Here is a 21,440-nt window from a genome sequence, read left to right on the forward strand (position 1 = left end):
TCAAAATATGCAAATTGTATTCGGCTAAGTCTAAATGAGAACTGTTTTTAATAAATTGTCCCGTACAAAGGAATATTTATGAAATTGTAATAATTCTTAAGTTTTTCTTAAGGTTTGCTCGGTATACTGCAGGCATTGATTCAAGGAGTTTTCATGCGTGTATTAATTGTCGAGGACAATGCATTTAATGCCTTTTGCTTAACACGTCTGTTGCAGTCTGCGCAGCCATCCGTGCAAGTGATCGTGGTCAATGACAGCCTCAGCGCATTAAATGTAATCGAATCAGAGGACGTCTCCTTAGTCATCGTCGATGGCGATTTAGGTGTTGGTGACGGGTTGCTTTGCAATGGCCCTGCCTTGGCAGATGCCCTGTGGGAGTTAAAGCCATCGTTGCCTGTGATTGCCTGGACTGACTCCGAAATAATGCGCAGTGCTTTTGCTGAAACATTCAAACAACAACAGAAATGCTTCAATGATATTTATTGCTGGCCTAAAATCGTCAGCCAGGAACGCATTTCCCTGGCGTTGAATTATCTCGGCAAACAAGCCAGCGCAACACCTGCAGCCAGCATCACCAAGGTTACAGACGCATTACACGCTTAATTAGAGTAAGGGATGAAGCGTGATATCCCGATCGTAATCGACCAGCAACAGGTGATTGGGCGGCACATCCTGCCATTCTGCCTTAAATTTGGTTAATTTTTCCGACGCCACCAACACACAATGATGATCCCCCGTTGCGCCTTTGAAATGGTTGTGTTTGTGCGGCGTAAAACAGTGCCCTGAAAAATAATGCATGGATTCGGGTTTTAGCTTCTTGTCAGAACAATAACGGCTTGCCAGCAAACGCTGCCCATCAGTCAGGCAAATATTAAAATAAGAGGCTTCTTTGGCGCCGAAATCATGGACCAGCCGATTGATTTCCGTCACCGTGGCTTGAAAGATCTCAGCGACAGTCGATAATTGCGACAAATCTTTTCCTTTCGCCAATTGCAGGAACAAGGCAAAAAAATGTTCCGAATCGGTCTCCCCCCGAATCCAGTTGTAAATATCATCCTCAAGCATGTGCCGCAAATGGCGTTTGACTGTGATGAAATTGTCAATGCCGCCATTATGCATCAGCATCCAGTTGCCATGGATGAAGGGATGGCAATTGTAATGAGTCACGCCGCCCGCACTGGCTGCACGCACATGGGCAAAAAAACAGGTGGATTGAATTTTAGCCGTCAAATGCAGGAGGTTTCTGTCATTCCAGGCTGGTGAAATGGAGGTAAACAAGGCCGGTGCGGGACTTAAGTGATGGGCATACCAGCCTAAACCGAAGCCATCACCATTGGTTGGGATGGTGGATTCCCGCGCATGGAGACTCTGCATAATAATGGAATTGACAGGCTTAACCAACACATCTTCCAGTAATATGTCATCTCCCAGATAGGCAACGAGTCGGCACATGATTCCTCCTTGGTTTTATTAACTATAGCAATAAAATCCGGGGAATCGTGCCATATTATTGCGGTTTGAACGCCGTGACGGTAGGGAAAAGCCTCGCTTGGTCATATAGAAACCGGATGTTTGAAAATCCGGCCTGCGAGAGGAGATCGTGCGTTTCGCGCGTGGATCGGAAGCAGCGGAATTTACTATCGATGAGCGTTGTAAATAACAGCTTTTGCAGGCGCAGATGCTCATGGTTTATTCGCGCCATGTCCCATTCCCCCGGATCAGTCGCCGTGGGCGGCGGGGTGATAAAGCTGGTGACTAATTTACCGCCAGGCTTTAATGCGGTGTAAAAGCGCTGGTAGAGCTGCAAAAGCCGCGCGGTGTCTGGTTCGTAAATACTCAAGCCATTGCTGGATAGCAAATCGAATTCATTGCAGTCAGTGATTTCCCAGGCGTCGGCTTGTTCTAAAATAAGCCATTGGCTTAAGCCTTTGGTCGTGGCTAAATGTTTCGCATCTGCCAGTGTGTCGGCATCGTAGTCAATACCAACCAATTGACACGCCTGAATGCCTTCAAAATCAAGATAAAGCAATTCTCCCATCATGCCGCAGGGAATACAGGCCAGTTTGGCGCCGGAACGTAGCATGGTCTGATTTTCTTTAAGAAAAAGCGTAAACCGCTCTTGCGTGGCTAACATCAAGGGGGAGTCATCGAGGATAAATTTTTCCAGCGATGAGAACCGGTCGCCGCGGTTATTTTTTCCGGTTAGCCGGCCCTGGAGGGGGTGTGTCAGCATGTAATGAGTCCAAAACCCATTGATGCCCTGATTTTGTAAAAGAAAACGTCCGAAATCAAAAGACTGCAAGGCTTGAAGAAGATCGAGCTGCTCTGCTACGGAAAATCCATCCTGTGCACCCTGTTGTTTAATTTTTTGGGTTAAACGCGCCACAACCAGCGGCAGTTCTTCCGTTTTTTGCTGATGAGAGATTAATGCAGTCGTCATGTTCATTTTTTAAAAAAGAATTAGACGGCTAAAGTAATGGAAAAAGAGGAATCTGGCAAATGTCAGGTTGGGTATTTGCAATGCCCAACCTGAATGAGATGTTAAGTGCTGATTAATCAGGATAGTTGCGGTTTATTGGCGGTATTGGCATCCTCTTGTTTCGGGGCTTGAACCAAAAAAGAAAGCGAGACCAGAATGTTGGCCACCTCTACTTGCGGTGTGGTAGCCGGTTGATTAGGTCTTCTCTTTTTGGGAATAGAATCACGCTTCTTAAATAATCCTTCATCCGTTGATAATAAGGGAGTCGTTTCGGTTTGTTTTCTCTTGGACGCTGTTTTTAAAAGGCTGTCAGCCTCATTCAACGCTTCCTTTACTTCCGTTTCGAATTCGGCTGTGATATCCAGGATTTTTCGGTAGTATTGGTTTTTATATTCTTTAGTGAGGGTCTTATAAAAAGCACTTATCGTCGTTTGAACTTTTTGCAGCTGCGCACGAAGGTCTGAATCAGCTTGCTCTGAACCCAATTGGTTCTTAATCGATGCTAATTCCCCTGCCGCTTTAAAGTATTCCATTTTTAAGGGACAGAATACAACGTCCAATTCAATATTACTCAATGTCGGTGTCATACTATTCGGTGCAACGGGTTTAATGATGTCGTGACTGGCTCGATAACAGGCGATCGCCTGGTCTAATAACCGATGATGTGTTGCCAGTTCCTCTGTATTTTCAAGCGCCAGGGCCGCATAACTTTTGGCTGCCAACAGGAGCGGGTCAAGGTAAGTCGGTAAATCCACTACCGCAACCGAGGCCAGTAAGCGCTTAACTTTCGAAAAATCAGATACCGTGGTTTCAAATGACTCAATGCTCTTTTTTAAAAGGGCAATCTGACTCTTGTCTTTTTGAAATAGTTTATACGCGCTGCGTAAAGTAGGACCTAATTCAAGCAGTATGTCTATTGTTATCATCATTTCTCCGTTAGGCTTAAGTAAGGGAGCGAATTATAGATAACATCGGGTTAAGGAAATCTTAAGGAAAGCATTATTTTGGTTGAAAAAAACCGCGAATACAGTCCGGTACCGGCACGGATTGATTTTTCTGATAATCGACCCAGACAATTTTACTTGTTCCCTGTGCCATCAATTGGTCATTCTGATACAGATCGTGGTCCATGATAAAACTGGAACGTCCGAGGCTATGCACGCTGCTGGTTAATGTCAAGGTGGCGGGATAAACCACCGGTTTCAAAAAAGTACAGGCGATGTGAATAACGACTGGACCGAGACTTTGCCGCATGTCCAGATTCAATTCCTGCAACCAGTCAATGCGCGCCTGCTGAAAATAGTCAAAATAACGGCCGTTGTTGACATGGCCCAAGGCATCCATGTCGCCCCAGGCGATGGCAACGGTTTTTTGGTGAACAGCAATTTTGGTTTCAGTCATGTTAAATCCATCGGATCGACGTCGATATTCCAGCGGACCTGGTGTTTAGTTATTGTTAACCACTCCCTCATGGCCGTCAATGACTGTTGCAGTAATTTTCGAGAAGGCGATTTCAATAACAATTGCATGCGGTATTGATTGGCTTTGCGCGGCATGGGCGCGGGGGCGGGTCCCATGATGTCAATCGGCTGAGTAAGTAACTGGTTTTTTACGGCATGGAGAAATTGCAGCAAGTGGGCCGGTTTTTTATCCTGAGCGCGAATAACGGCGAGGTAATGGTAGGGCGGCAAGGCGGCCTGCTGACGGGATGCTAACAAAGCCTCGGCAAAGGCATTGTAGCCCTCCTGAATCAGGGTATTTAGTAGCGGATGCGTTGGGAAATGGGTTTGAATAATGACTTGCCCTGGCTTGTCAGCGCGCCCCGCCCGGCCCGCGACCTGGGTTAATAATTGGCCCAGCCTCTCCAGTGCGCGAAAATCCTGATTGTAAAAGCCGGCATCCACATCAACAATCACGACGAGAGTCAATCGCGGAAAATGATGACCCTTGGCCAGCATCTGCGTACCAATAATTAGCTGTGCTTCACCCCGATGAATTTGACCAAGGCGTTCATCGAGTCCATTCTTTTTACGCACTTCATCCCGGTCAATGCGAAGCAGGCGGGTGTCGGGGAATTGCTGGCTTAAGTAATCATAAAGCCGTTGCGTGCCGATGCCGACAGGGACGAGTTCCTTGCCATGGCATTGCTTGCATGTCGCGGGGATAGCCTGACTCAAGCCGCAATGATGGCAAAGCAGCTGCTGGCGTTGGCGATGCAGTGTCAGATGGCTGTCGCAGGCCCGGCAATCCGCCATCCAGCCGCATTGATGGCAAAGCAGAACCGGGGCGTAGCCGCGGCGATTAATAAAGACCAATACCTGATTGCCTTCGCTTAAGTGCGAAGCCATGGCTTTAATTGTCGAATCAGCCAGACCATCGCGAAGGGGGATGTTACGCAAATCCGTGATCTGAATGTGCAGAGGCGACTGATTGAGGGCCCGTTGATTTAAACGCAACAGCGTGTATTTCCCCTGCAGGCAGTTTTGCAGGCTTTCAAGGCTTGGAGTCGCTGAGCCTAAAATGATGGGAATGCCGGCAAGATGCGCCCGCATCAAGGCGGTGTCACGTGCGGAATAACGCACGCCCTCGCCCTGTTTTAACGAGGGGTCGTGTTCTTCATCAATAATAATAAGCCCCAGATCGGGCATGGGCGTAAACACCGCGGTGCGGGTGCCGATGATGACTTTAACCGCTGCGATTTTAGCAAGGTGCCAGGCCTGTTGGCGCTCCTGTTCGTTCAGTCCGGAATGAATCACAGCCATCGGTACGTTCAATCGCTGCTTAAAACGGTGGATCAATTGCGGCGTTAAACCGATTTCAGGCACTAAAACCAGGATCTGGCGCTTTTGCCCAAGTATCGACTCGATGACCTGCAGATAAACTTCCGTTTTACCGCTGCCAGTCACGCCCTGTAAAAGATAGCCATGATAGCCTGAGGTTGCCGCAACAATTGTTTTAAGAGCTGACTGTTGCTCGTCATTTAAGGGTAGCGGCGTTTCCGGGGAGTGATTACCGGGCAGGGGAATGGCTAATTCCTGGGTACGTTTGAGGATACCGCGTTCGCACAGGGCATTGAGCAAACTCATGTTAAATCCTGCCTGTTGCAGTTCGCTTTTGCTGATTGAATGGTTATCGGGTGTGAACTGGGCGAGCAATTGCTGTTGCCTGTGGGCGCGTTCTGGAATTTGAACGGCGGCCTGCTCCATGGGGACTGCCAATTGAAAATAATCAAGGAAAGCCAATTGGGCCTCTTTGCCCAGGCGGTAATTTTTAGGGATGGCCAAGGGCAATACTTCAGACAGCGGTGACTGGTAATAACGGCTGACCCAGTGACACAGGGTCAGCAATGGCTGACTAACCAGTGGGTCTTCATCAAAAAGCCGCTCAATGGTTTTTAAGGCCGCTGTCTCCTGATCAGTTTCACCAAAGCCAATGACAATGCCTATGCGAGTGGCCTTTCGGAATGGCACCAGGACGCGCGAACCCACCGCCGGCAAGGACTCCGTAGGCCAATAATCAAAATAATCGCGGTGGGTATGAAAGACACAGACTTGAACGGTGGATGCCATTATGACGCGCGTTGCCATTCATGGCTGGCTGACTGACCAGGTGCTGAAAACACTTTAACCACCACTTTGTCAATGCGGTGACGATTGAGTTCAGCCGTGTCTTTAATCAATTCCTGTACAAACCAGCGGGAGAGTTCTTCCACAGTGATGTTGGTCAGGGGCATGAGCGTGACGTCTTCTTTCAAAAAAGGAATTTTTTTGTGGTTAAAGGTAAAGTAGAGGTAATTTTCATCCTCGGCATACTTGAGAAACGGCGAAAACTGCGGCATCAAAAACGTCTGATTTAATTGGCGGCAGAGTTTATGAATACGCTCTTTGTAATAGCGGTAATCGAAGGTCATGCCATTTTCTTCTACCCAGGTTGTCAACGCCAGATAAACACTGTACATATGGCCATGCAGGGGTTCGCGTTCGGTGGCGGAAAAAATGGTGGTGTGGCCTGCAGAAAATTTCATGGATTCTTTTTGCAATTCCACCGTGGTTAAATATTTGCTCATTTCACAAACTCACTCGTTTATCATGAAGTAGGAAGCCCTGCAGGGGAAAATCCAACCCTTTGGTCAGGGCAATGACCTTAAAAAGCTCACCCATTTCGCTTGGCTGAATTAACTGCTTCACGGCTTGCTGAGCCCGCAGGCGCGAAACCTCATTGGTCAGCCGTTCGAGTAAGCTTAACAAACCGTTAGCCAGCAAGAAAGAGGCTTGATTGGTGTAACCGGCGACATGAAAGCCGGCATCATAACCGGCCTCGGCTACCTGGGTGAAATCGACATGCGCGGTGATATCCTGTTCGCCGACATGAATGAGCGGGTTGCTGTGGGCATGATGGCGAAAATGACACATTAAAGTGCCCTGATTGCGATCGGGATGGTAATATTCATGGCGCGGGAAGCCATAATCAATAATCAGCATGGCGCCCTGGTTTAAAATCCGGCTGCATTCTTTAAGCCAATCCTCGATGAATAAATTCACCTCCGATTGATAAGGGCAAGGCAGATCAGGTAAGACCTGGTGAAGGTAGTTGAGCAGGCGTGGGTTGCTGGAAGGGTTAAAACGCTCGATGAGTTCACCCCGGTCATTGAGGGTGATCACGCTTTCCAGGATGTCGTCGTCTGTTTTCAAAAAGCGATGAACCGGCATGGCATCCAGCACTTCATTGGCAATCATGACTCCGTTAAATCCCTGTTCTGGCCATCGGTCAAGCCAATGAACCCGATCAAACAGTGCCGGTATTTCCGTTTGAATCAATTGTTGCTGGCGTTGCCGTAAATTACTGCTGACTTCCATAATCAGGTAGCGTTCCGGCAGGCATTGCAAGGCGTCCAGTGCCTTCAATATATCCACACAAAGACGGCCTGAGCCCGCACCAAATTCAAACAGAACAGGGTAGTCGAGCGTCTTGAAAATCTGTTGGCATTGCCCAGCCAATGTTTGTGCAAAAAGCGGGGTTAATTCCGGAGCTGTGATAAAATCACCGTCTACACCAAACTTTTGCAATCCGGCGCTGTAATAACCGCTGCCCGGTGCATAAAGTGCGTGCTGCATGAATTCTACAAAGGGAATTTCACCGCATTCCTGCAGGCGTTGATGGAGCGAAGTTTGGTTGTTCATAGGAAATACCAATAAAAACGGGGAAAATACCTTGAATCAAATGACTAAACAAGAAGACCGTGTCGCCTTAGTGACTGGCGGTGCCCGCCGTATCGGGGCAAGCATCGTCCAATTTCTTCATCAGGCGGGTTTTAAAGTGGCTATTCACTGCCATCAGTCTTCGACCGAGGCGGCTAATTTAGCAAAATTATTGAACAATTTGCAAGCCAACAGTGCCGAAGTTATTCAATGTGACCTGCAACGCAGCGATGCCGGGGCCTCGATTATCAATGACGTGACCCGCTGGGCCGGTCGTCTCGATCTGCTGGTGAACAATGCGTCCGTGTTTTTTCGTACCGATACTCAGCAATGGCAGGTGGACGATCAGAACCGTCTGTTTCAGATCAATGTGTTTGCGCCCTTTGCCCTAAGTACCGCTGCGTTTCCCTGGTTACAACTACAGAAGGGAAGCATCGTCAATATTACCGACATTCATGCGGATAACCCCTTAAAGGGCTATGCTTTGTATTGCCAATCCAAAGCAGCCTTAGCCATGCAAACCAAAGCGCTGGCGCGAGAATTTGCGCCGCTCGTGCGGGTCAATGCCGTGGCGCCGGGTGCCATTGCCTGGCCTGAGCATGAAAACAGCTTAAGTCTTAGCGCCCGTGAACAAATCATTGCCCGTACCCCCTTAAAAAGCCATGGGCAGCCTGAATACATTGCTCAGGCCGTATTGGCTTTAGCAAATAATGCGTTTATTACTGGCCAGATTTTAAAGGTCGACGGCGGCCGCAGCCTCACGTAAACGGGGTGAATGCAAGTAATCCGCGATAGCGGCCAGGCTGGTCAGGGCATAAAAAGCCGGCAGTTCAAAGGCCGCAAGGCGGTTCTTAAAATAATAGCGAATCAGGGATTTGCTTTGTAAAACGGCTTGGTATTCATTCTCCTGTTCACTTAAATAAGCCAAATGCAACAGGAACAACTCGATTAAATGTTCCTGGCTCACTGTCAACGCGGGTTCTTGCAGCAGTTGTTGATAAAGCCAGGGTTTTCCAGTGCCTGCTCTGGAAATCATAAAGGCATCACAACCGGTTTCAAGCCATGCCTGGTGCAGGGTTTCGGCATCATGAATATCACCATTGGCAATAACCGGTATGGCAATATGGCATTTAATGCGTGCAATCTGCTTAAAATTGCAGGCAATATCGTAATCATCCACCCAGCGGCGGCCATGCACAATCAGGGCATCAGCGCCGGCTTCCGTAATCTGCTCGGCCAGAATCAAATCGTTGTCATTCCCCTGGATACGGATTTTTACCGTCAAGGGACAGGGGGTGGCATCCTTTACCGCGCGAATAATGGCTTTCAGGGTGTCGGGTTGTTGCAGCAAGGCGCTGCCGGCGCCTTTTTTGCGAATTTTGGTTTTCGGGCAACCGCAGTTGATATCCAGTAAATCAGGTTGGAAGGCAGCCAGTTTTGCTGCCGCTTCAGCCATCAACCGCGGATCATGACCAGCAAGCTGATAACATAAACGGGTCTCTTCCGGCGCACGAAACAGGTAGCGGCTGCTAAAATTATGTTTATAGACTACATCGTGCGCGGACATCATTTCGCTGACACAGTAAGCCGGCGGTACAAAGCGATAAAACAAGCGTCTGAACGCGCTACAACTGAATCCGGCCAAGGGGCCCTGAATCAGGCGGTTGGGTAAAGACAGCGTGCCGATATGCAGCGGTGTTTTGAGAAAGGATTGCATGGGGTACAATGAAATAAAACAATCAATAATTGAGCGTATTATACACATCCATTATCATGATGCATGATTTGCTCCGCTTAAGGCACACAACGACAGAGGAAGGCCATGGACAAACACTATTACTCGCCTATTGAGATGCTTAAGATTGCAAGTCAGCATGCGTATTGTGCGCAGCATCTGCTGCAGAATGACGCTGAAGTTAATATTGCCCGCTACGGGGTCAGCGATGCCCTGGCGCCCATTTCATCCTTAATGTATACCGCTTTTGAGATGATGTTTAAAGCCTTCCTGCTGCACGATCATCGCCCGGTTAAACAACATAAAAATTTACAGGAACTGGTTGAATTAAATATTGATCTTGGCTTTTCCAATCAGGACATTCAACTCATGAAAAAATTGTCGCGGCAGGTGGCTTTCCGTAAAGGGATTGATTATGAATTGTGGGAAAATCGCCAGCAACAACATGTTTTTTGCATCGACATTCTAAGACTTTTTCAGCGGTTGCATGAATTGATGCCACTGGAATTGCAATACGATTATCAGGCTTAAATGCGGGTAAACAACCTGGTCTAACCTTGAATAAAGGCTCAAGGTTAACCGGTAACGAAGCAGGAAGCCAATTAATTAATGGAGCGGACAACGTCAAATTCTTCGTATAAATCCACGTCTCGATTAATCAGGGTTTTTAAAAATTCTTCGAGGTCATGCTGGGTCAAAACCAAGGAGATTTCTTCTTTTACTTTTTTCACAGGTTGATGGGCGTCCATGTCGTTCATGATAGCTTCCTTTCTTTTCTAATCCGGTATCTTTAAGGATAGTGCAAGAAAAAGAATAATCCAGTGAGTGTTAACCTGGATAGGACTAACGGCTCTTTCCTGGATGCGTTATACTGACCTGTTTTTAATTGAGTAGCTTAAATACGGTGTTTGAACGGGTCTTATGAATATTTTACTTGTAAGAATTGGCCGCCTGGGTGATATCGTCATGATCCTGCCCGCAGTGAAGGAAATCCAGCGCTTATATCCAAAGGCCACAATCCATGTCGTTACCAGCCCGGATGGCATCCGCCTGCTGAAAGCATTTGGCTTAAATCCTGGCACCATGGTCCAATATAAAAATAACATTTTGTCGCGATTGTGGGAGCTTTACAAAGTCAGGCGATTCATTCGTCGGCAGCCATTTGATGTGGTGTATTGTTTTGAAAGAAAAAAACGGACGCTCTCCTGGCTGCCCGCGCCGGCTAAAATAATAGAACCAAGCCATGAATTGCAACATTATGCCTGGCGTTGTTTAACATTGGTGACCGCCTCACCTGAACAGGACTATAAACGCCATTATCTCCCTGTGAATCCTCAAAAAATACCACCTCTCCATGCCTTTTTAAGTACCCAGGGAATTGCATGCGACACGATTCTGATTGGATTGCACCCGACCTACAGCGGATTTAATAAATGGGGTAAAGGCAAGGAGAGCAGGCATCGGTTATGGCCCTGGCAACACTTTGCAAAGCTTGCCTTGATGCTGGCTGATTATGGCAAAAAAAACGGCATGGATATCAAGGTCGTTATGGACCTATTGCCTGAAGAGCGTCGATTGGGAGAGCAAATCCAGGCGGCTAGTCAGGGCCGTGCCGTGCTGTTACCGACAGAACCTGATTTCCAGCGGTACCTTTGTTTTCTACAACGTTTGAATGTTCTGGTGGTGGCCAATACCGGTGTCATGCATCTCGCTGCAGCGCTCAATACGCCGCTGGTGGCCTTGTTTTCCGAGCTTCATCCCGGCGATTGCGGCCCCTACATGCCTGAGGAGCGTTTTAACGTTCTGCGGGCTGAAGACACGGCCAATCCTGAACGTGGTTTAGAGGCGATTGCAGTGGAAGCAGTCTTTGATGCTGTTTTGGCTTTGCTCATGAACCAGTCGATTAACCGCCCCGGGCAAGCCAGAGCGGTTGATGTTATTACAGGGTAAGCATGAAGGCAACCAGGTCCTGTTTTTCCTGGTTGTTGAGTTGCAATTCAAGGACCTGATTAAAAAATTCCACCGTGTCATCCAGTGTCAACAAGCGACCGTCGTGCAGATAAGGGGGGCTGTCTTTAATGCCTCGCAGCGGGAACGTTTTAATCGGCCCGTCGGCACTTTCCATTAAACCATTCACTAACTCGGGCTTAAAGAAGCGCTCGGTTTGCAGATTGTGCATGGTGTTGTCTGTGTAATAGGGCGGTGTATGGCAGGTCGAGCACTGGGCTTTGCCAAAAAACAAGGCCTGGCCGCGTAACTCAGCTTCCGTGGCTTTTTGGGGATTAAGTTTACCGTCCCATCGTAATTTGGGGGCGGGTGGGAAATCCAGCAGGGCTTGAAATTCCGCCATAAAATGGACCTGACTGCCTCGCTCGAGTATATTGACGCCTTTTTTAGTGGCAATAACCGGATCACCATCGAAGTAAGCGGCGCGTTGTTCGAACTCTGTAAAGTCCTCGATGGTTTTTAGGGCACGTTGTGATCCAAACAGGCGTTGGATATTCACGCCCCGTAAACTGGGTGTATTGATGCGATGCCTGAATTCCTGGGGACGGATATCACCGACCAGATGAGTGGCCTTGTTGGTGTGCCCATTTGCATGGCAATCAAGGCAGGCAACGCCCCGGCTGGGTGTAAGGGTCCGGCGATCATCCGTCTGGTTAAACTGTTGCTGCGGAAAAGGGGTAACCAACAAACGCAGCCCTTCCAGTTGTTTGGGGTTTAACAGGCCATTAAACAAATCGAAATAGTTATTGATAGTGACCAGTTGCCCTTTGGATACATCGCCCAAATCCGGACGGGTGGTCAGGAAGATAGCGGGTGGGAAAGGTGGCAGAAAATGATCGGGGATATCGAAATCCAGGTCAAAACGGGTTAAATCCCGTTGTTCCTGGCGCTTGATTTCATCAATCACAAAATGAGGAAACAGCATGCCGCCTTCGGCATGATGGGGATGGGGCAGGGGTAAGAAGCCTTTGGGGAATAGGCCTTTTTCCCTGATTTCTTCAGGTGTCATTTTAGATAGGGATTCCCAGGTGACGCCGGCTGGCAACTTCACCCGAACACCTTCCTGCACCGGTTTACCGCCAGTCATGGTGGCGGTTTTGGAGGGCTTATTGCTTAAATCATACCGTTGATTCAGCAAGTCATTGTGTTGTTTGGCCAAGGATTCTTTCTGTGACTCCATGCGCTTGACCACCTGTTGAAAGTCTTCCTTCATAATAACCGGCATATAGCTGGTTGGCGGTGAGGCCTGGGTTGCCAACGACAGGCTGCCGAGCAGTGCCAAGGTGAGACCTTGCCTTTTCTTATGCATAAATAATCCTTATTCTGATTTCCCTGAAGTCTTGTGGTTGCTGGTATTCAAGACGATAGTTTTTATTATAAGGTTTATGATTAAACGGCGAAAGTCATTCGACATACATTCCATCGGTAAATAGTTGTTATAATTAATAGAATACTCCGTGGATTGAAGGAACAACCATGAGGCGAGTACCGTTTAAAAAGTCCCAGGTAGGCTCTATTGGTGTGGAACTCGAATTTCAAATTATTTCACCCCAAACGTATACGCTGATTCCGCGGGCAAAAGATCTTATTCGCAGTATCCGTGAAAGTGATTTCAGCAGGCAAATTATTCCGGAAATTACCCAAAGCATGATTGAAATCAACTCATCGGTGCATGATTCGCCTGCCGAATTGCTGCGGGAATTTGCCACAATACATGCCTTTTTAATCGAGAAGGCGGCGGCGTTAACTATTCGTTTCTGCGGTGGCGGTGTGCATCCTTTTCAACGCTGGAATCTGCAGAAAATATTTCCAAGCTTACGCTATAAAAATTTATCGCAGAAATACCGCTACCTGTCCAAACGCTCGACGGTTTTCGGGCAGCATATTCATGTCGGTTGCGCCAGTGCCAGGGATGCGCTTTACCTGACGCATGCTTTGGCCCGTTACGTTCCCCAGTTTATCGCCTTAAGTGCCTGTTCGCCCTTTTATCAGGGCGTAGATACCGGTTACTACTCGTCCCGTTCCACAATATTTACCAATTTTCCCATGAGCGGCGTCATTCCCTATTTCCTCACCTGGGAAGAATTCTCTGACTATTTTTATAAATTAAGGCGTCTGGGGGTGATTAAAAGCATGAAAGATTTTTACTGGGATGTGAGGCCAAAGCCTGAGTTTGGCACGGTAGAAATTCGAGTCTGCGACACCCCGCTCACTATAAAAAAAGCGGTTGACATCACTGCCTATGTCCAGGCGCTGGCGCTTTATCTGTTGCGTGAGAAACCGGTTCATATTACCCATGATCTTTATTATCTCTATAACTACAACCGGTTTCAGGCAAGCCGTTATGGGTATGAGGGCGAATTCATTCACCCGGATTCAGAGACCAAGGTATCCATCCATGACGACATTTTGCAAACCTGGGATGCTATTAAAGATGTGGCGGATGAGCTGCACACGCGGGATTACATTGAGCGCTTGCTTGATGAGGTAAAAAGGAACCACAGCGATGCCTTGTATTTAAAAGGGATTTACCGGGAAAAAGGAACTTACCCGCAAGTGGTAGCGGCACAGTGTCAACGCTGGGCTGAAGCCCTGATGTAAAAGGAGGGGCGTCGCCCCTCTTGCTGATTCATTAATCGATACGCTTGCAGGTCATGCCCCAGCAGGCGCCAAAACAGGTGGACAGGGCTCCGATAAAGAATACAACGAAAATAACAAAGCCATTCCATGCCAGATTCGAGGGGCTTGTATCAATCCGTATGGTATTATCGGCGGCAATTTGCTTTTGACTTTGCGTGGCTGAAGCATTTGGATTGACTGCCTGAGGATTTGCCGTAACCACAGGAATCATTTGTTTGACTGAATGGGGAATGGCTGTGGGGTAATTGGCGACGTATTGGCTGATGTGGCCGATGGCTACGGCACTTAACAATAAAGCCACGGTCCAGGTTGTGAAACCATAGACAATGCCAAGGTTTCTTTTGGGGCAGTAAAGACGGCCAAGATAACCGGCTGCATAACCTGCAGTCAGCATGGACGCGATTAAACCAATCACGACACCTAAAAATCCACCTATCGCTAAAACAATAGCGCCATTACTGCTTAAGGTGAAGAGACTAAGCCCAATGGCCATACTAAACAGCGTCAATAAGAATCCTAATCCCACTCCAATCAGCGCACCGACAAAGATTGCTGTCCAGGAAATACGCTTGAAATGATGATGGTGTATGGTGCATGGTTCTTCGTGAGCCTCGTGCACCGGGATGGTTTGTTCAATCATGATGGCTTTCCTTGTCTATGAAGTCCTTGTTTAAATTAAAAGACGCGAGATACTAACCAAATCAACACTAATACACTCAACGGCACGCCTAATAACCAGGCAATCAGATATTTAAGCATTTTTTTTCTCCTTATAAAACACCAAAGATGCGGGTGCATCTTTGGTGTTCGCCTTTTTGTTATTGCTGAGTAGTCCCATAATAATTATGGATAGTCGTACTCCAATTGGGACTGGACATATCAGGCCAATGATCCTTGTCAAAGCCCGGAGAGTTTTTCAGTCTCTCTTTACTGATATTGATGATGTAACACTCATTTTCCTTGTCATAGGAAAAAGTAGACCAGGGCAAGGCAAATAATTTGTCGCCCATGCCAAACAAGCCTCCAAAAGACAATACGACATAGGCGACATGTCCGTCCAGTTTATCAATCATCAGGGCTTCAATTTTACCTAAGTCTTCGTCCTGAAGGTTTCGTACTTCTGCGCCAATGACATCATTGGCGTTCACTATCAAGCTTGTCATAATCTTTCTCCTTGTACTTCCGTTTACTCCGGGGAAACGGGATAACTCCGTTATTCCGTTTCAGTTAATGAAGCATCCCCGGAAAGCGTTAGCTGATCGTCAATTCCCTTAACACCTTTTACGGAGTTAACGACAGTCATAATGGCTTGCTTTTGTTGAGCGGAGGCTACCTCACCGGACAAAATGACTTTTCCGTCCTTGGTTTCAACACTCACAGACCAACTGGGAATGTCTCTGCCCATGATGTCCGATTTTAGAATGGCCGCTTTCACCTTGGCGGTGATATACGTATCCGTTAATGGCGCCCGGCTATCTTTTACGGTCAGGTTATCGGCATTGACATCGCCAATTCCATCCACGGATTCCGTTAGCATCACTACTTTTTCATAATCGGTATCGGAGGCTAATTGTCCGTCTAAATAAACAATCCCATTGGTTACAGTCACTTTGACATCGGGGTATTGCGTTAAAGCTGCTTCGACAGCATGCTTAAAGTCGGCATCGCTGGTTTTTACCGTGGCTGTTCCCTCAGTCGTAGTTGCAGGAGCTGTTGTGGTCGTCGTCGTGTCTGCCGGAACAGCGTTGGCGCTCACCAGAGGACTGAAAGCCAGGCCGCCCAGGATAAGAATGGTTGTTGCGTTCAAACGTAATCTATCCATGATATCTACCTCTATTTGCGTTTTTCAATAGCGGCATTAATTAATCAGAGATTAAACGAAGCATTATTCCTATATTACTTCGATTAAAACAGAGAGCCATATCCAACTATAAAACCGCTTTAATTCTAATCTATCAGGATTTATATTAATCCATAATAATATGGCTTGTATTAAGATTAGACCATTGCGCGCTTTTTGGCAAAAAATTAAGCTATAAATATCAAGTAGATGTTTGTTTTTTATTTAAAAATGAATGCAAAATAACTATCGCCAGAAATTAAGATTCTGGCGATAATTTTTTCTTAGTTTCTTGAATTGTCGTTTTGACGTGAATGAGCATGTCTTTGAGACGCCTCATCGCGGCTATAAGATTGATTTCCTTGCTTTTTATCGTTTTGAGCCCCGGATCGTTCTTTGCTGTCACGAGCGGTTCTAGAGAGGTTTGAATCGTGGCGCTTTTCTGATTTGTCCGCATTATTTTTATCATGATTCGGGTGGAATCGGGTATTGTCCGATGCAGAATTAATTTTTTGTTGGCCATGATGTCCCTGATCATTTCGTTGTGTCATTTTCATTTCCTTATGTGATAATTTATCAAGACAGCAAACTTAATATTAGTCGCGGTTTCCCAATATTTCCAATAATCAAAAAAATTTTTTATGATGCTGTTTTTATTGGTTTTTGTACCGGCTATCAGTCAGGGGCGGCGGACCTGGCTTGATGGGTGCGTCGATGTCCTGATCATTTAAGGCAGGGGATGTTGACGTAAACAAACGGTGCCTGCCTGAGGCAGAGTCTAGGAACGAGGCGTCCTTATTCCAGTGGCGTTCCAGCCATTCTTTTAGCTGGCCCGTGCCTGATTGCTGTTTAATCGCGAGAGGAATCACGGCCCGCCAGGCGATCAAGGTCAACTGGCGTTTGTCAGCCAGAAAATCAGCCGCGATTTGCAGGGCTAAAAGCTTATCGAGATGCTCTTCAAGCAAAGCATAGTCCGTTTCACTGAACTGATGGTGAAGATTTTTTAAGCGCATGAATAAGGCTTGCAGCGCATGGGCGTGAGTCGGATGGGTCAGGAAGAGACGCCGGTTGGGTGGAGTGAATAAATCCATTTCGCTCAGCCAGCACAAGTGCTTCAATGCCTCCTGTTGCCGTTTTGGCGGTAAAGACAATAACGCTGAAAAATCCTCAGAAAACACTTGATTTTTCCGGGCTAAGCGTTGAATTTTATCTTGAAAGTTAAGTCGGGTCGCGATCGTCTTTGCATGTAACAATGAATGGAGTGTGGATTGGTTCAACGCATTCCAGGCAGCAAGAAAATGAATAATTGCTGTTAACGTTTTAAATGCTGCTTCTGATGAAAAAATGCGCGTTGCAATGGTGTTGTCAAGTAGCTGCTGTTGTTGAAGAAGTTTTAGGCTATGGATGGCGGCTATTTTAGTGAAAGCCAGTGCGTTGCAGCAGGTGGTCGTATCAGCGGTTAAATTCAATTGTTTAAGCGTGTAAAGAAGACCTAAAAAAATGTCGGTTTTATTAAGGAAATATTGCTTGAATTTCTCGGGGTTTACTGATTCAAACAAACGTATTAACTGACATATTTTTTCATCAAAAAGTGTGCATTCAATGCTCAAAAACTGACTATCAGTATACAGTGAATCAATGGCAATTCGTTCGGCGAGATCATCAGCATCCCATCCCAACTTATTGTCAATCAGGCGCTGTTTCAGAGCGGCGCGGCGTTCATCCAAATTGTGTTCTGCCAAAACAAACTGCATCAACGAATCCAGGTGTTGTTTGCCTTGCAGCATGGGATCAGTCAGAAACAGCAGGGGCGTATTCGCTTCATGCAATAAGGCGGCGGGTGTTTTACCGCCGGCGCCAAGCGAAAAAAGACGGTATTGCGGGTATTCCTGTAACAGGGCGCGTCCATATTGTTTCAACAGGTGAATACCGGCAGGTTCATCGCCGGATCGCAGGCTTTCAAAGGAATCCAGCACCAATCCTGAAGTGGAATTCCACAGGTAACCATGCGCGACTATCTTATAGTCTGAGTAACGGATCGCCTGCTCTCGGTTAAGCGGAGGCCCTGCACCTGGCTTTTTTCCTTTAAGCAGAACCAGGAAGCCATTGTTTTCAAGAAGCAAACCATCACGCACCAGGGTTTCACTGGCAGCGCCAATGGATTGGCAGCTATGGCTGATGTCCCCAAGCAGGTAGGCGTTAGGATCATCTGCAGGCATTTTGACCAGGCAATACCCGTTATACCCATAATCGCTGCCTTCAACGACAAGGTGAGGCAACTTGTCGCGGGTTTTGATGAAGGGCCTTATGGCCAGGCATCGGTTAAACATGTCCTGTGGGCGATCATATTGATAGCAGAGACTGGCCAGGTCCGGGTATTCATTGGCACGTTGATAGCGCAAGGACGCGGCTTGATTTATGGCAGATGGCAGCGTCAGCCTGTTTTTTCTTAACCCCTGTTCAATGGGCTGGGCCTCTTGAAAGAGGGTGATTGCGATTTGACCATGCAGTTGAATGAGTTTGCGCCATTGCTCGAGTTTTTTAATGGGCGGGTCATTGATAGGCAAATCAGGTTTAAGGATATCGGATAAGGGTTTACTCAGCGATGAGTTGTGCGCACTGAAGTGGCCTTCTATGCGGGCAAACGGATTTCGTCCCGGAGCATATCCATACCAGACAAGCATCTTATAGGCTTGCAAGCCAATGGTTTCATCGAGCGCCCCGCTTTTTTCAAGAAATAGGTTGACTATTTTGCAGATCTTGAAAAACAGTTGGAAATGCACCGCTGTTTCTTTATCATCGTGCTTAAAAAAAAGGTAGTGGGTGTTTAACTGCTGAAAATGGACCAGGAGGGCCGCATCGTCCGGCAACGCATGCCCGGGCGTTATGGGACCGAGGTCATCCTCCTGATTACCATACAACACCTGTTCAAGTTCTGAGCCTGTCTGGCGTAGCATTCGTCTGAAATGCTGAGACAAGTCGTCATCCTCGGTCATATTCTTAAATTTTTCCCTGATGCAGGCAATGATGAAATGCTTGCGCTGTGCCTGTTTTGATGGGGGCATATGACTCACATCAATGCGAGCGTGACCGGCGAAGAGGTATTGATAATACTCTGAGAGCAAAGGTTTCATGAGGCAGCTCATTATCCGGCCATAATCAAAACATAGCACAACAATTGCTATTTTTTGGTCAAATGGATCAATCGGTAACGGAGATGGTTATATCCTGCGCATGAGACAGGCCGTGATCGTCAACCACCCGCACAATAAAGTGCCCGGGTTTTGCCTGCCACCAGTAGGTTTCATCGCGTTGGGTCCTGGTCAGATAGGTGTCATTAATAAACCAGTAGAGATTAGCCACATCGGCATCAGTCACTGCACTTAAAGGAATTCGAGTCGTTTGTGCAGCATGGGCCTGGACCATGTAATGAAGTTCCTGCTGCGGTGATGTGATCTGCGGCGGCAAGCCAACGCTGTTAATCCGTTCGCAACCGGGTTCGTAGACCGGAGGCGAGCGGCGTTGAATGCCGGCTTTTTTGAAAATCCTAAGCAGATCGGATGGCCAGAATTCGTATACCTCAAAGTGAGTGTATTCATTAAAGTGACAGGTTCTTAAACCGGTGCGGCTATCGACAGCCACTTCCCGATAGATGGTATCGCTTTTAATGGGTGATTTGCCGGGGATAAACCAGGTTCGTTCTGTTTCGGTACAATACCGGGTTGGCAGCATCCCGGACGCTTTGCAGACATCAATTTGCCGTAAATTCATGGTTTGGGGGTATTTGACCTGGTTCGGCAGGGAACCATATTCTTGCCGGATTGCCTCTATTACGTCAAAAAATAAGGGGGCGGCGATGTCTTTGCCGACAAACGCCGGGTTGCCCTTGTTGTTAAAATTACCAACCCAGACCGTGAGCACATAAGGGCCAAAAATCCCGACAGTCCAGGCATCACGAAAACCGGAGGAGGTTCCGGTTTTCCAGGCAATCGTGAGTTTATCCCGGTTAGACGGCAGGTTGGACGCACCGGGTTTTGCTGTTTTTGTCAGCATATCCAAAACCAGAAAACTGGCTTCCGGGCTCAACAGGCGTTTGCCGATATCGCGTGCTTCATCGTCTCGTCTGCGCAATGCGTGCCACATCCCATCATTGGCGAGCATGGCATAAAGAGAGGTCAGTTCGTTCATGGTCAATTCAGCACCCCCCAGACTGAGCGCCAGACCATAATAGGAAGCCGGTTTGAGTTGAGTGACCTCGGCTTCAATCAGTAATTGATGCAAATCGGGATTGCGCAGTTGGTTGGCCAACTCAATGGCAGGGATATTGCGGCTTAAGATTAGGGCATCCTTCGCTTTGATGGGGCCCATGAAATCATAATCAAAATTTTCAGGATTATAGGCGCCAAAACGATGGGGAACATCCTTTAGCACGGTGGCGGGATGGATTAAGCCTTGATCCAAAGCCAGAGCATAGATAAAGGGTTTTAAGGTTGAACCGGGCGAGCGCTTGATTTCAGTGCCATTGATTTGTCCGCCTATTTGCTGATTAAAAAAATCAGCGGATCCAACCGCTGCTTTAATACCCATGTTGCGCGTATCAACCAGCAACAGGGCGGCGTTGTCCGCGCCAAACCGCTTGGTTCGGGCCAAATATTGGTGCAAGACCCGCTCGACGATGCGTTGAAGACGCCCATCCAGCGTAGTGGTAACGTTAGTGGGGAGAGGGTGGCTTTGCGCTAGAGAATTGACAAAGTGAGGTGCTAAAAAAGGCATCTGGCGAATACTGCGCATGGATAAAGGCAAACTCATGGTGCCTTTCAGTTTGTTGTCTTCAGGATGCAGGGCAAGCCACCGTTTGAACAGTTTGTTGCGGATGCTTTGTAACTGTTGATTGCTGGGGGTACGTCGGGTGGGATTTTGCGGAATCACACTGAGCGTCAGCGCCTCAGGCAGGGTCAATTGCTTTGCCGGCTTACTGAAATAAATCAGACTCGCAGCGCCAACCCCCTCGATGTTATTGCCGTAGGGAGCCAGATTTAAATAGGCCTCAAGAATATCGTTTTTGCTGTAATGCCGTTCAAGCTGCAATGCCCGGATGATCTGCATCAGCTTGCCGGAAACTGTTTTTGAGTTTAAGTGAAAACGAATGCGGGCAAGCTGCATGGTAATCGTTGATGCCCCAAGCCGACGTGATTTCATAACGTAGGTTTGCCAGATGGCTTTGCCAAGGGCAACGGGATTGATTCCCGGGTGTCGATAAAAATATTGATCTTCCTGCAGCAGTATTGCATCAATCAATGGCGATGCGATGGCTGAGAAGGGGGTGTAGAGTCGATATTTGTCGTCGTGACTTAAGCCAAGTCGCAAGAGCTGGCCCTGCTCATCAAAAAAAGCTCGCGAATAATTGATTCCCTCAAGCAGGGGCGGTTTGGGAATAAAAAAATAAGCGGCCAATCCACTGACAAACAGCAAAACAAATATTATTCTAGAAGGTCTGAGGAATTTCATAGCCATACTATACCGCAACGGCATGCGAGTGGG

At 47.5% G+C, this 21,440-nt stretch carries 21 protein-coding genes; 5 read left to right on the top strand and 16 right to left on the bottom strand.

What is annotated here, in order from left to right; all coding sequences use genetic code 11:
* Positions 1-153 precede the first annotated feature (153 nt).
* A complete protein-coding gene (locus Lery_RS01075; RefSeq protein ID WP_058525403.1) occupies positions 154-603 on the top strand; it encodes a response regulator in 450 nt (149 codons plus the stop codon).
* Here Lery_RS01075 and Lery_RS01080 read toward each other — a convergent pair whose 3' ends face one another.
* The 7 genes from Lery_RS01080 to Lery_RS01110 form a co-directional block, all read right to left on the bottom strand.
* Positions 604-1,452 carry a class II glutamine amidotransferase gene (locus Lery_RS01080; RefSeq protein ID WP_058525404.1) on the bottom strand — a complete coding sequence of 283 codons (849 nt, stop codon included), beginning with the start codon at positions 1,450-1,452 and terminating at the stop codon, positions 604-606.
* Between the two features lie 55 nt (positions 1,453-1,507).
* Positions 1,508-2,440, bottom strand: coding sequence for an SAM-dependent methyltransferase (locus tag Lery_RS01085; protein ID WP_237759120.1), 933 nt, complete (start codon positions 2,438-2,440; stop codon positions 1,508-1,510).
* 116 nt (positions 2,441-2,556) lie between these two features.
* Positions 2,557-3,408 carry a hypothetical protein gene (locus Lery_RS01090; protein ID WP_131751077.1) on the bottom strand — a complete coding sequence of 284 codons (852 nt, stop codon included), beginning with the start codon at positions 3,406-3,408 and terminating at the stop codon, positions 2,557-2,559.
* Positions 3,409-3,478: 70 nt separating this feature from the next.
* On the bottom strand, positions 3,479-3,880 hold the full coding sequence (locus Lery_RS01095) for an acyl-CoA thioesterase (RefSeq protein ID WP_058525407.1): 402 nt from the start codon (positions 3,878-3,880) through the stop codon (positions 3,479-3,481).
* On the bottom strand, positions 3,877-6,048 hold the full coding sequence (locus Lery_RS01100; RefSeq protein WP_058525408.1) for a primosomal protein N': 2,172 nt from the start codon (positions 6,046-6,048) through the stop codon (positions 3,877-3,879). The genes Lery_RS01095 and Lery_RS01100 overlap by 4 nt, the downstream gene beginning before the upstream one ends.
* A complete protein-coding gene (locus Lery_RS01105) occupies positions 6,048-6,545 on the bottom strand; it encodes a 6-pyruvoyl trahydropterin synthase family protein (RefSeq protein ID WP_058525409.1) in 498 nt (165 codons plus the stop codon). The genes Lery_RS01100 and Lery_RS01105 overlap by 1 nt, the downstream gene beginning before the upstream one ends.
* A gap of 1 nt (position 6,546) precedes the next feature.
* Positions 6,547-7,659, bottom strand: coding sequence for a class I SAM-dependent methyltransferase (locus tag Lery_RS01110; protein WP_058525410.1), 1,113 nt, complete (start codon positions 7,657-7,659; stop codon positions 6,547-6,549).
* A 31-nt stretch (positions 7,660-7,690) separates the two neighbouring features.
* Here Lery_RS01110 and Lery_RS01115 point away from each other — a divergent pair, with 31 nt between their 5' ends.
* Entirely contained in the window at positions 7,691-8,443 is a 753-nt protein-coding gene (locus tag Lery_RS01115) for a pteridine reductase (RefSeq protein ID WP_193392293.1), read from the top strand.
* Here Lery_RS01115 and Lery_RS01120 read toward each other — a convergent pair.
* Positions 8,411-9,394, bottom strand: coding sequence for a tRNA dihydrouridine synthase (locus Lery_RS01120; protein WP_058525714.1), 984 nt, complete (start codon positions 9,392-9,394; stop codon positions 8,411-8,413). The two genes, Lery_RS01115 and Lery_RS01120, sit on opposite strands and share 33 nt — an antisense overlap.
* Positions 9,395-9,499: 105 nt before the next feature.
* Between Lery_RS01120 and Lery_RS01125 the strand changes: the two genes are divergently transcribed.
* Positions 9,500-9,943, top strand: coding sequence for a hypothetical protein (locus Lery_RS01125; RefSeq protein WP_058525412.1), 444 nt, complete (start codon positions 9,500-9,502; stop codon positions 9,941-9,943).
* A gap of 71 nt (positions 9,944-10,014) precedes the next feature.
* On the opposite strand, the gene Lery_RS15185 is transcribed toward Lery_RS01125, so the two are convergent.
* Positions 10,015-10,170, bottom strand: coding sequence for a hypothetical protein (locus Lery_RS15185; RefSeq protein WP_156412467.1), 156 nt, complete (start codon positions 10,168-10,170; stop codon positions 10,015-10,017).
* A gap of 163 nt (positions 10,171-10,333) precedes the next feature.
* Between Lery_RS15185 and Lery_RS01130 the strand changes: the two genes are divergently transcribed.
* Positions 10,334-11,362 carry a glycosyltransferase family 9 protein gene (locus Lery_RS01130; protein ID WP_058525413.1) on the top strand — a complete coding sequence of 343 codons (1,029 nt, stop codon included), beginning with the start codon at positions 10,334-10,336 and terminating at the stop codon, positions 11,360-11,362.
* Here the strand turns inward: Lery_RS01130 and Lery_RS01135 are convergent.
* Positions 11,352-12,728, bottom strand: coding sequence for a hypothetical protein (locus Lery_RS01135; RefSeq protein ID WP_058525414.1), 1,377 nt, complete (start codon positions 12,726-12,728; stop codon positions 11,352-11,354). The genes Lery_RS01130 and Lery_RS01135 overlap by 11 nt on opposite strands.
* Positions 12,729-12,895: 167 nt before the next feature.
* Here Lery_RS01135 and Lery_RS01140 point away from each other — a divergent pair, with 167 nt between their 5' ends.
* Positions 12,896-14,020, top strand: a complete 1,125-nt coding sequence (locus Lery_RS01140; protein ID WP_058525415.1) for a YbdK family carboxylate-amine ligase — start codon at positions 12,896-12,898, stop codon at positions 14,018-14,020.
* A 31-nt stretch (positions 14,021-14,051) separates the two neighbouring features.
* Here the strand turns inward: Lery_RS01140 and Lery_RS01145 are convergent, their stop codons facing one another.
* From Lery_RS01145 to pbpC, 6 genes are all read right to left on the bottom strand, one after another.
* Positions 14,052-14,699: a hypothetical protein gene (locus Lery_RS01145; protein ID WP_065230218.1), complete on the bottom strand. Its 648-nt coding sequence runs from the start codon at positions 14,697-14,699 to the stop codon at positions 14,052-14,054.
* Between the two features lie 178 nt (positions 14,700-14,877).
* A complete protein-coding gene (locus Lery_RS01150) occupies positions 14,878-15,222 on the bottom strand; it encodes a PRC-barrel domain-containing protein (protein ID WP_058525416.1) in 345 nt (114 codons plus the stop codon).
* Positions 15,223-15,272: 50 nt separating this feature from the next.
* Positions 15,273-15,881: a BON domain-containing protein gene (locus tag Lery_RS01155; RefSeq protein ID WP_058525417.1), complete on the bottom strand. Its 609-nt coding sequence runs from the start codon at positions 15,879-15,881 to the stop codon at positions 15,273-15,275.
* A gap of 302 nt (positions 15,882-16,183) precedes the next feature.
* Entirely contained in the window at positions 16,184-16,450 is a 267-nt protein-coding gene (locus Lery_RS01160) for a hypothetical protein (RefSeq protein WP_131751079.1), read from the bottom strand.
* Positions 16,451-16,552: 102 nt separating this feature from the next.
* On the bottom strand, positions 16,553-19,033 hold the full coding sequence (locus Lery_RS01165; protein WP_058525419.1) for a hypothetical protein: 2,481 nt from the start codon (positions 19,031-19,033) through the stop codon (positions 16,553-16,555).
* Between the two features lie 67 nt (positions 19,034-19,100).
* Complete coding sequence (gene pbpC, locus Lery_RS01170; RefSeq protein ID WP_082657087.1) at positions 19,101-21,413, bottom strand: penicillin-binding protein 1C; 2,313 nt, start codon at positions 21,411-21,413, stop codon at positions 19,101-19,103.
* Positions 21,414-21,440: the final 27 nt, after the last annotated feature.

The sequence above is a fragment of the Legionella erythra genome (assembly GCF_001467615.1).
Taxonomy (GTDB): Bacteria; Pseudomonadota; Gammaproteobacteria; order Legionellales; family Legionellaceae; genus Legionella_C; species Legionella_C erythra.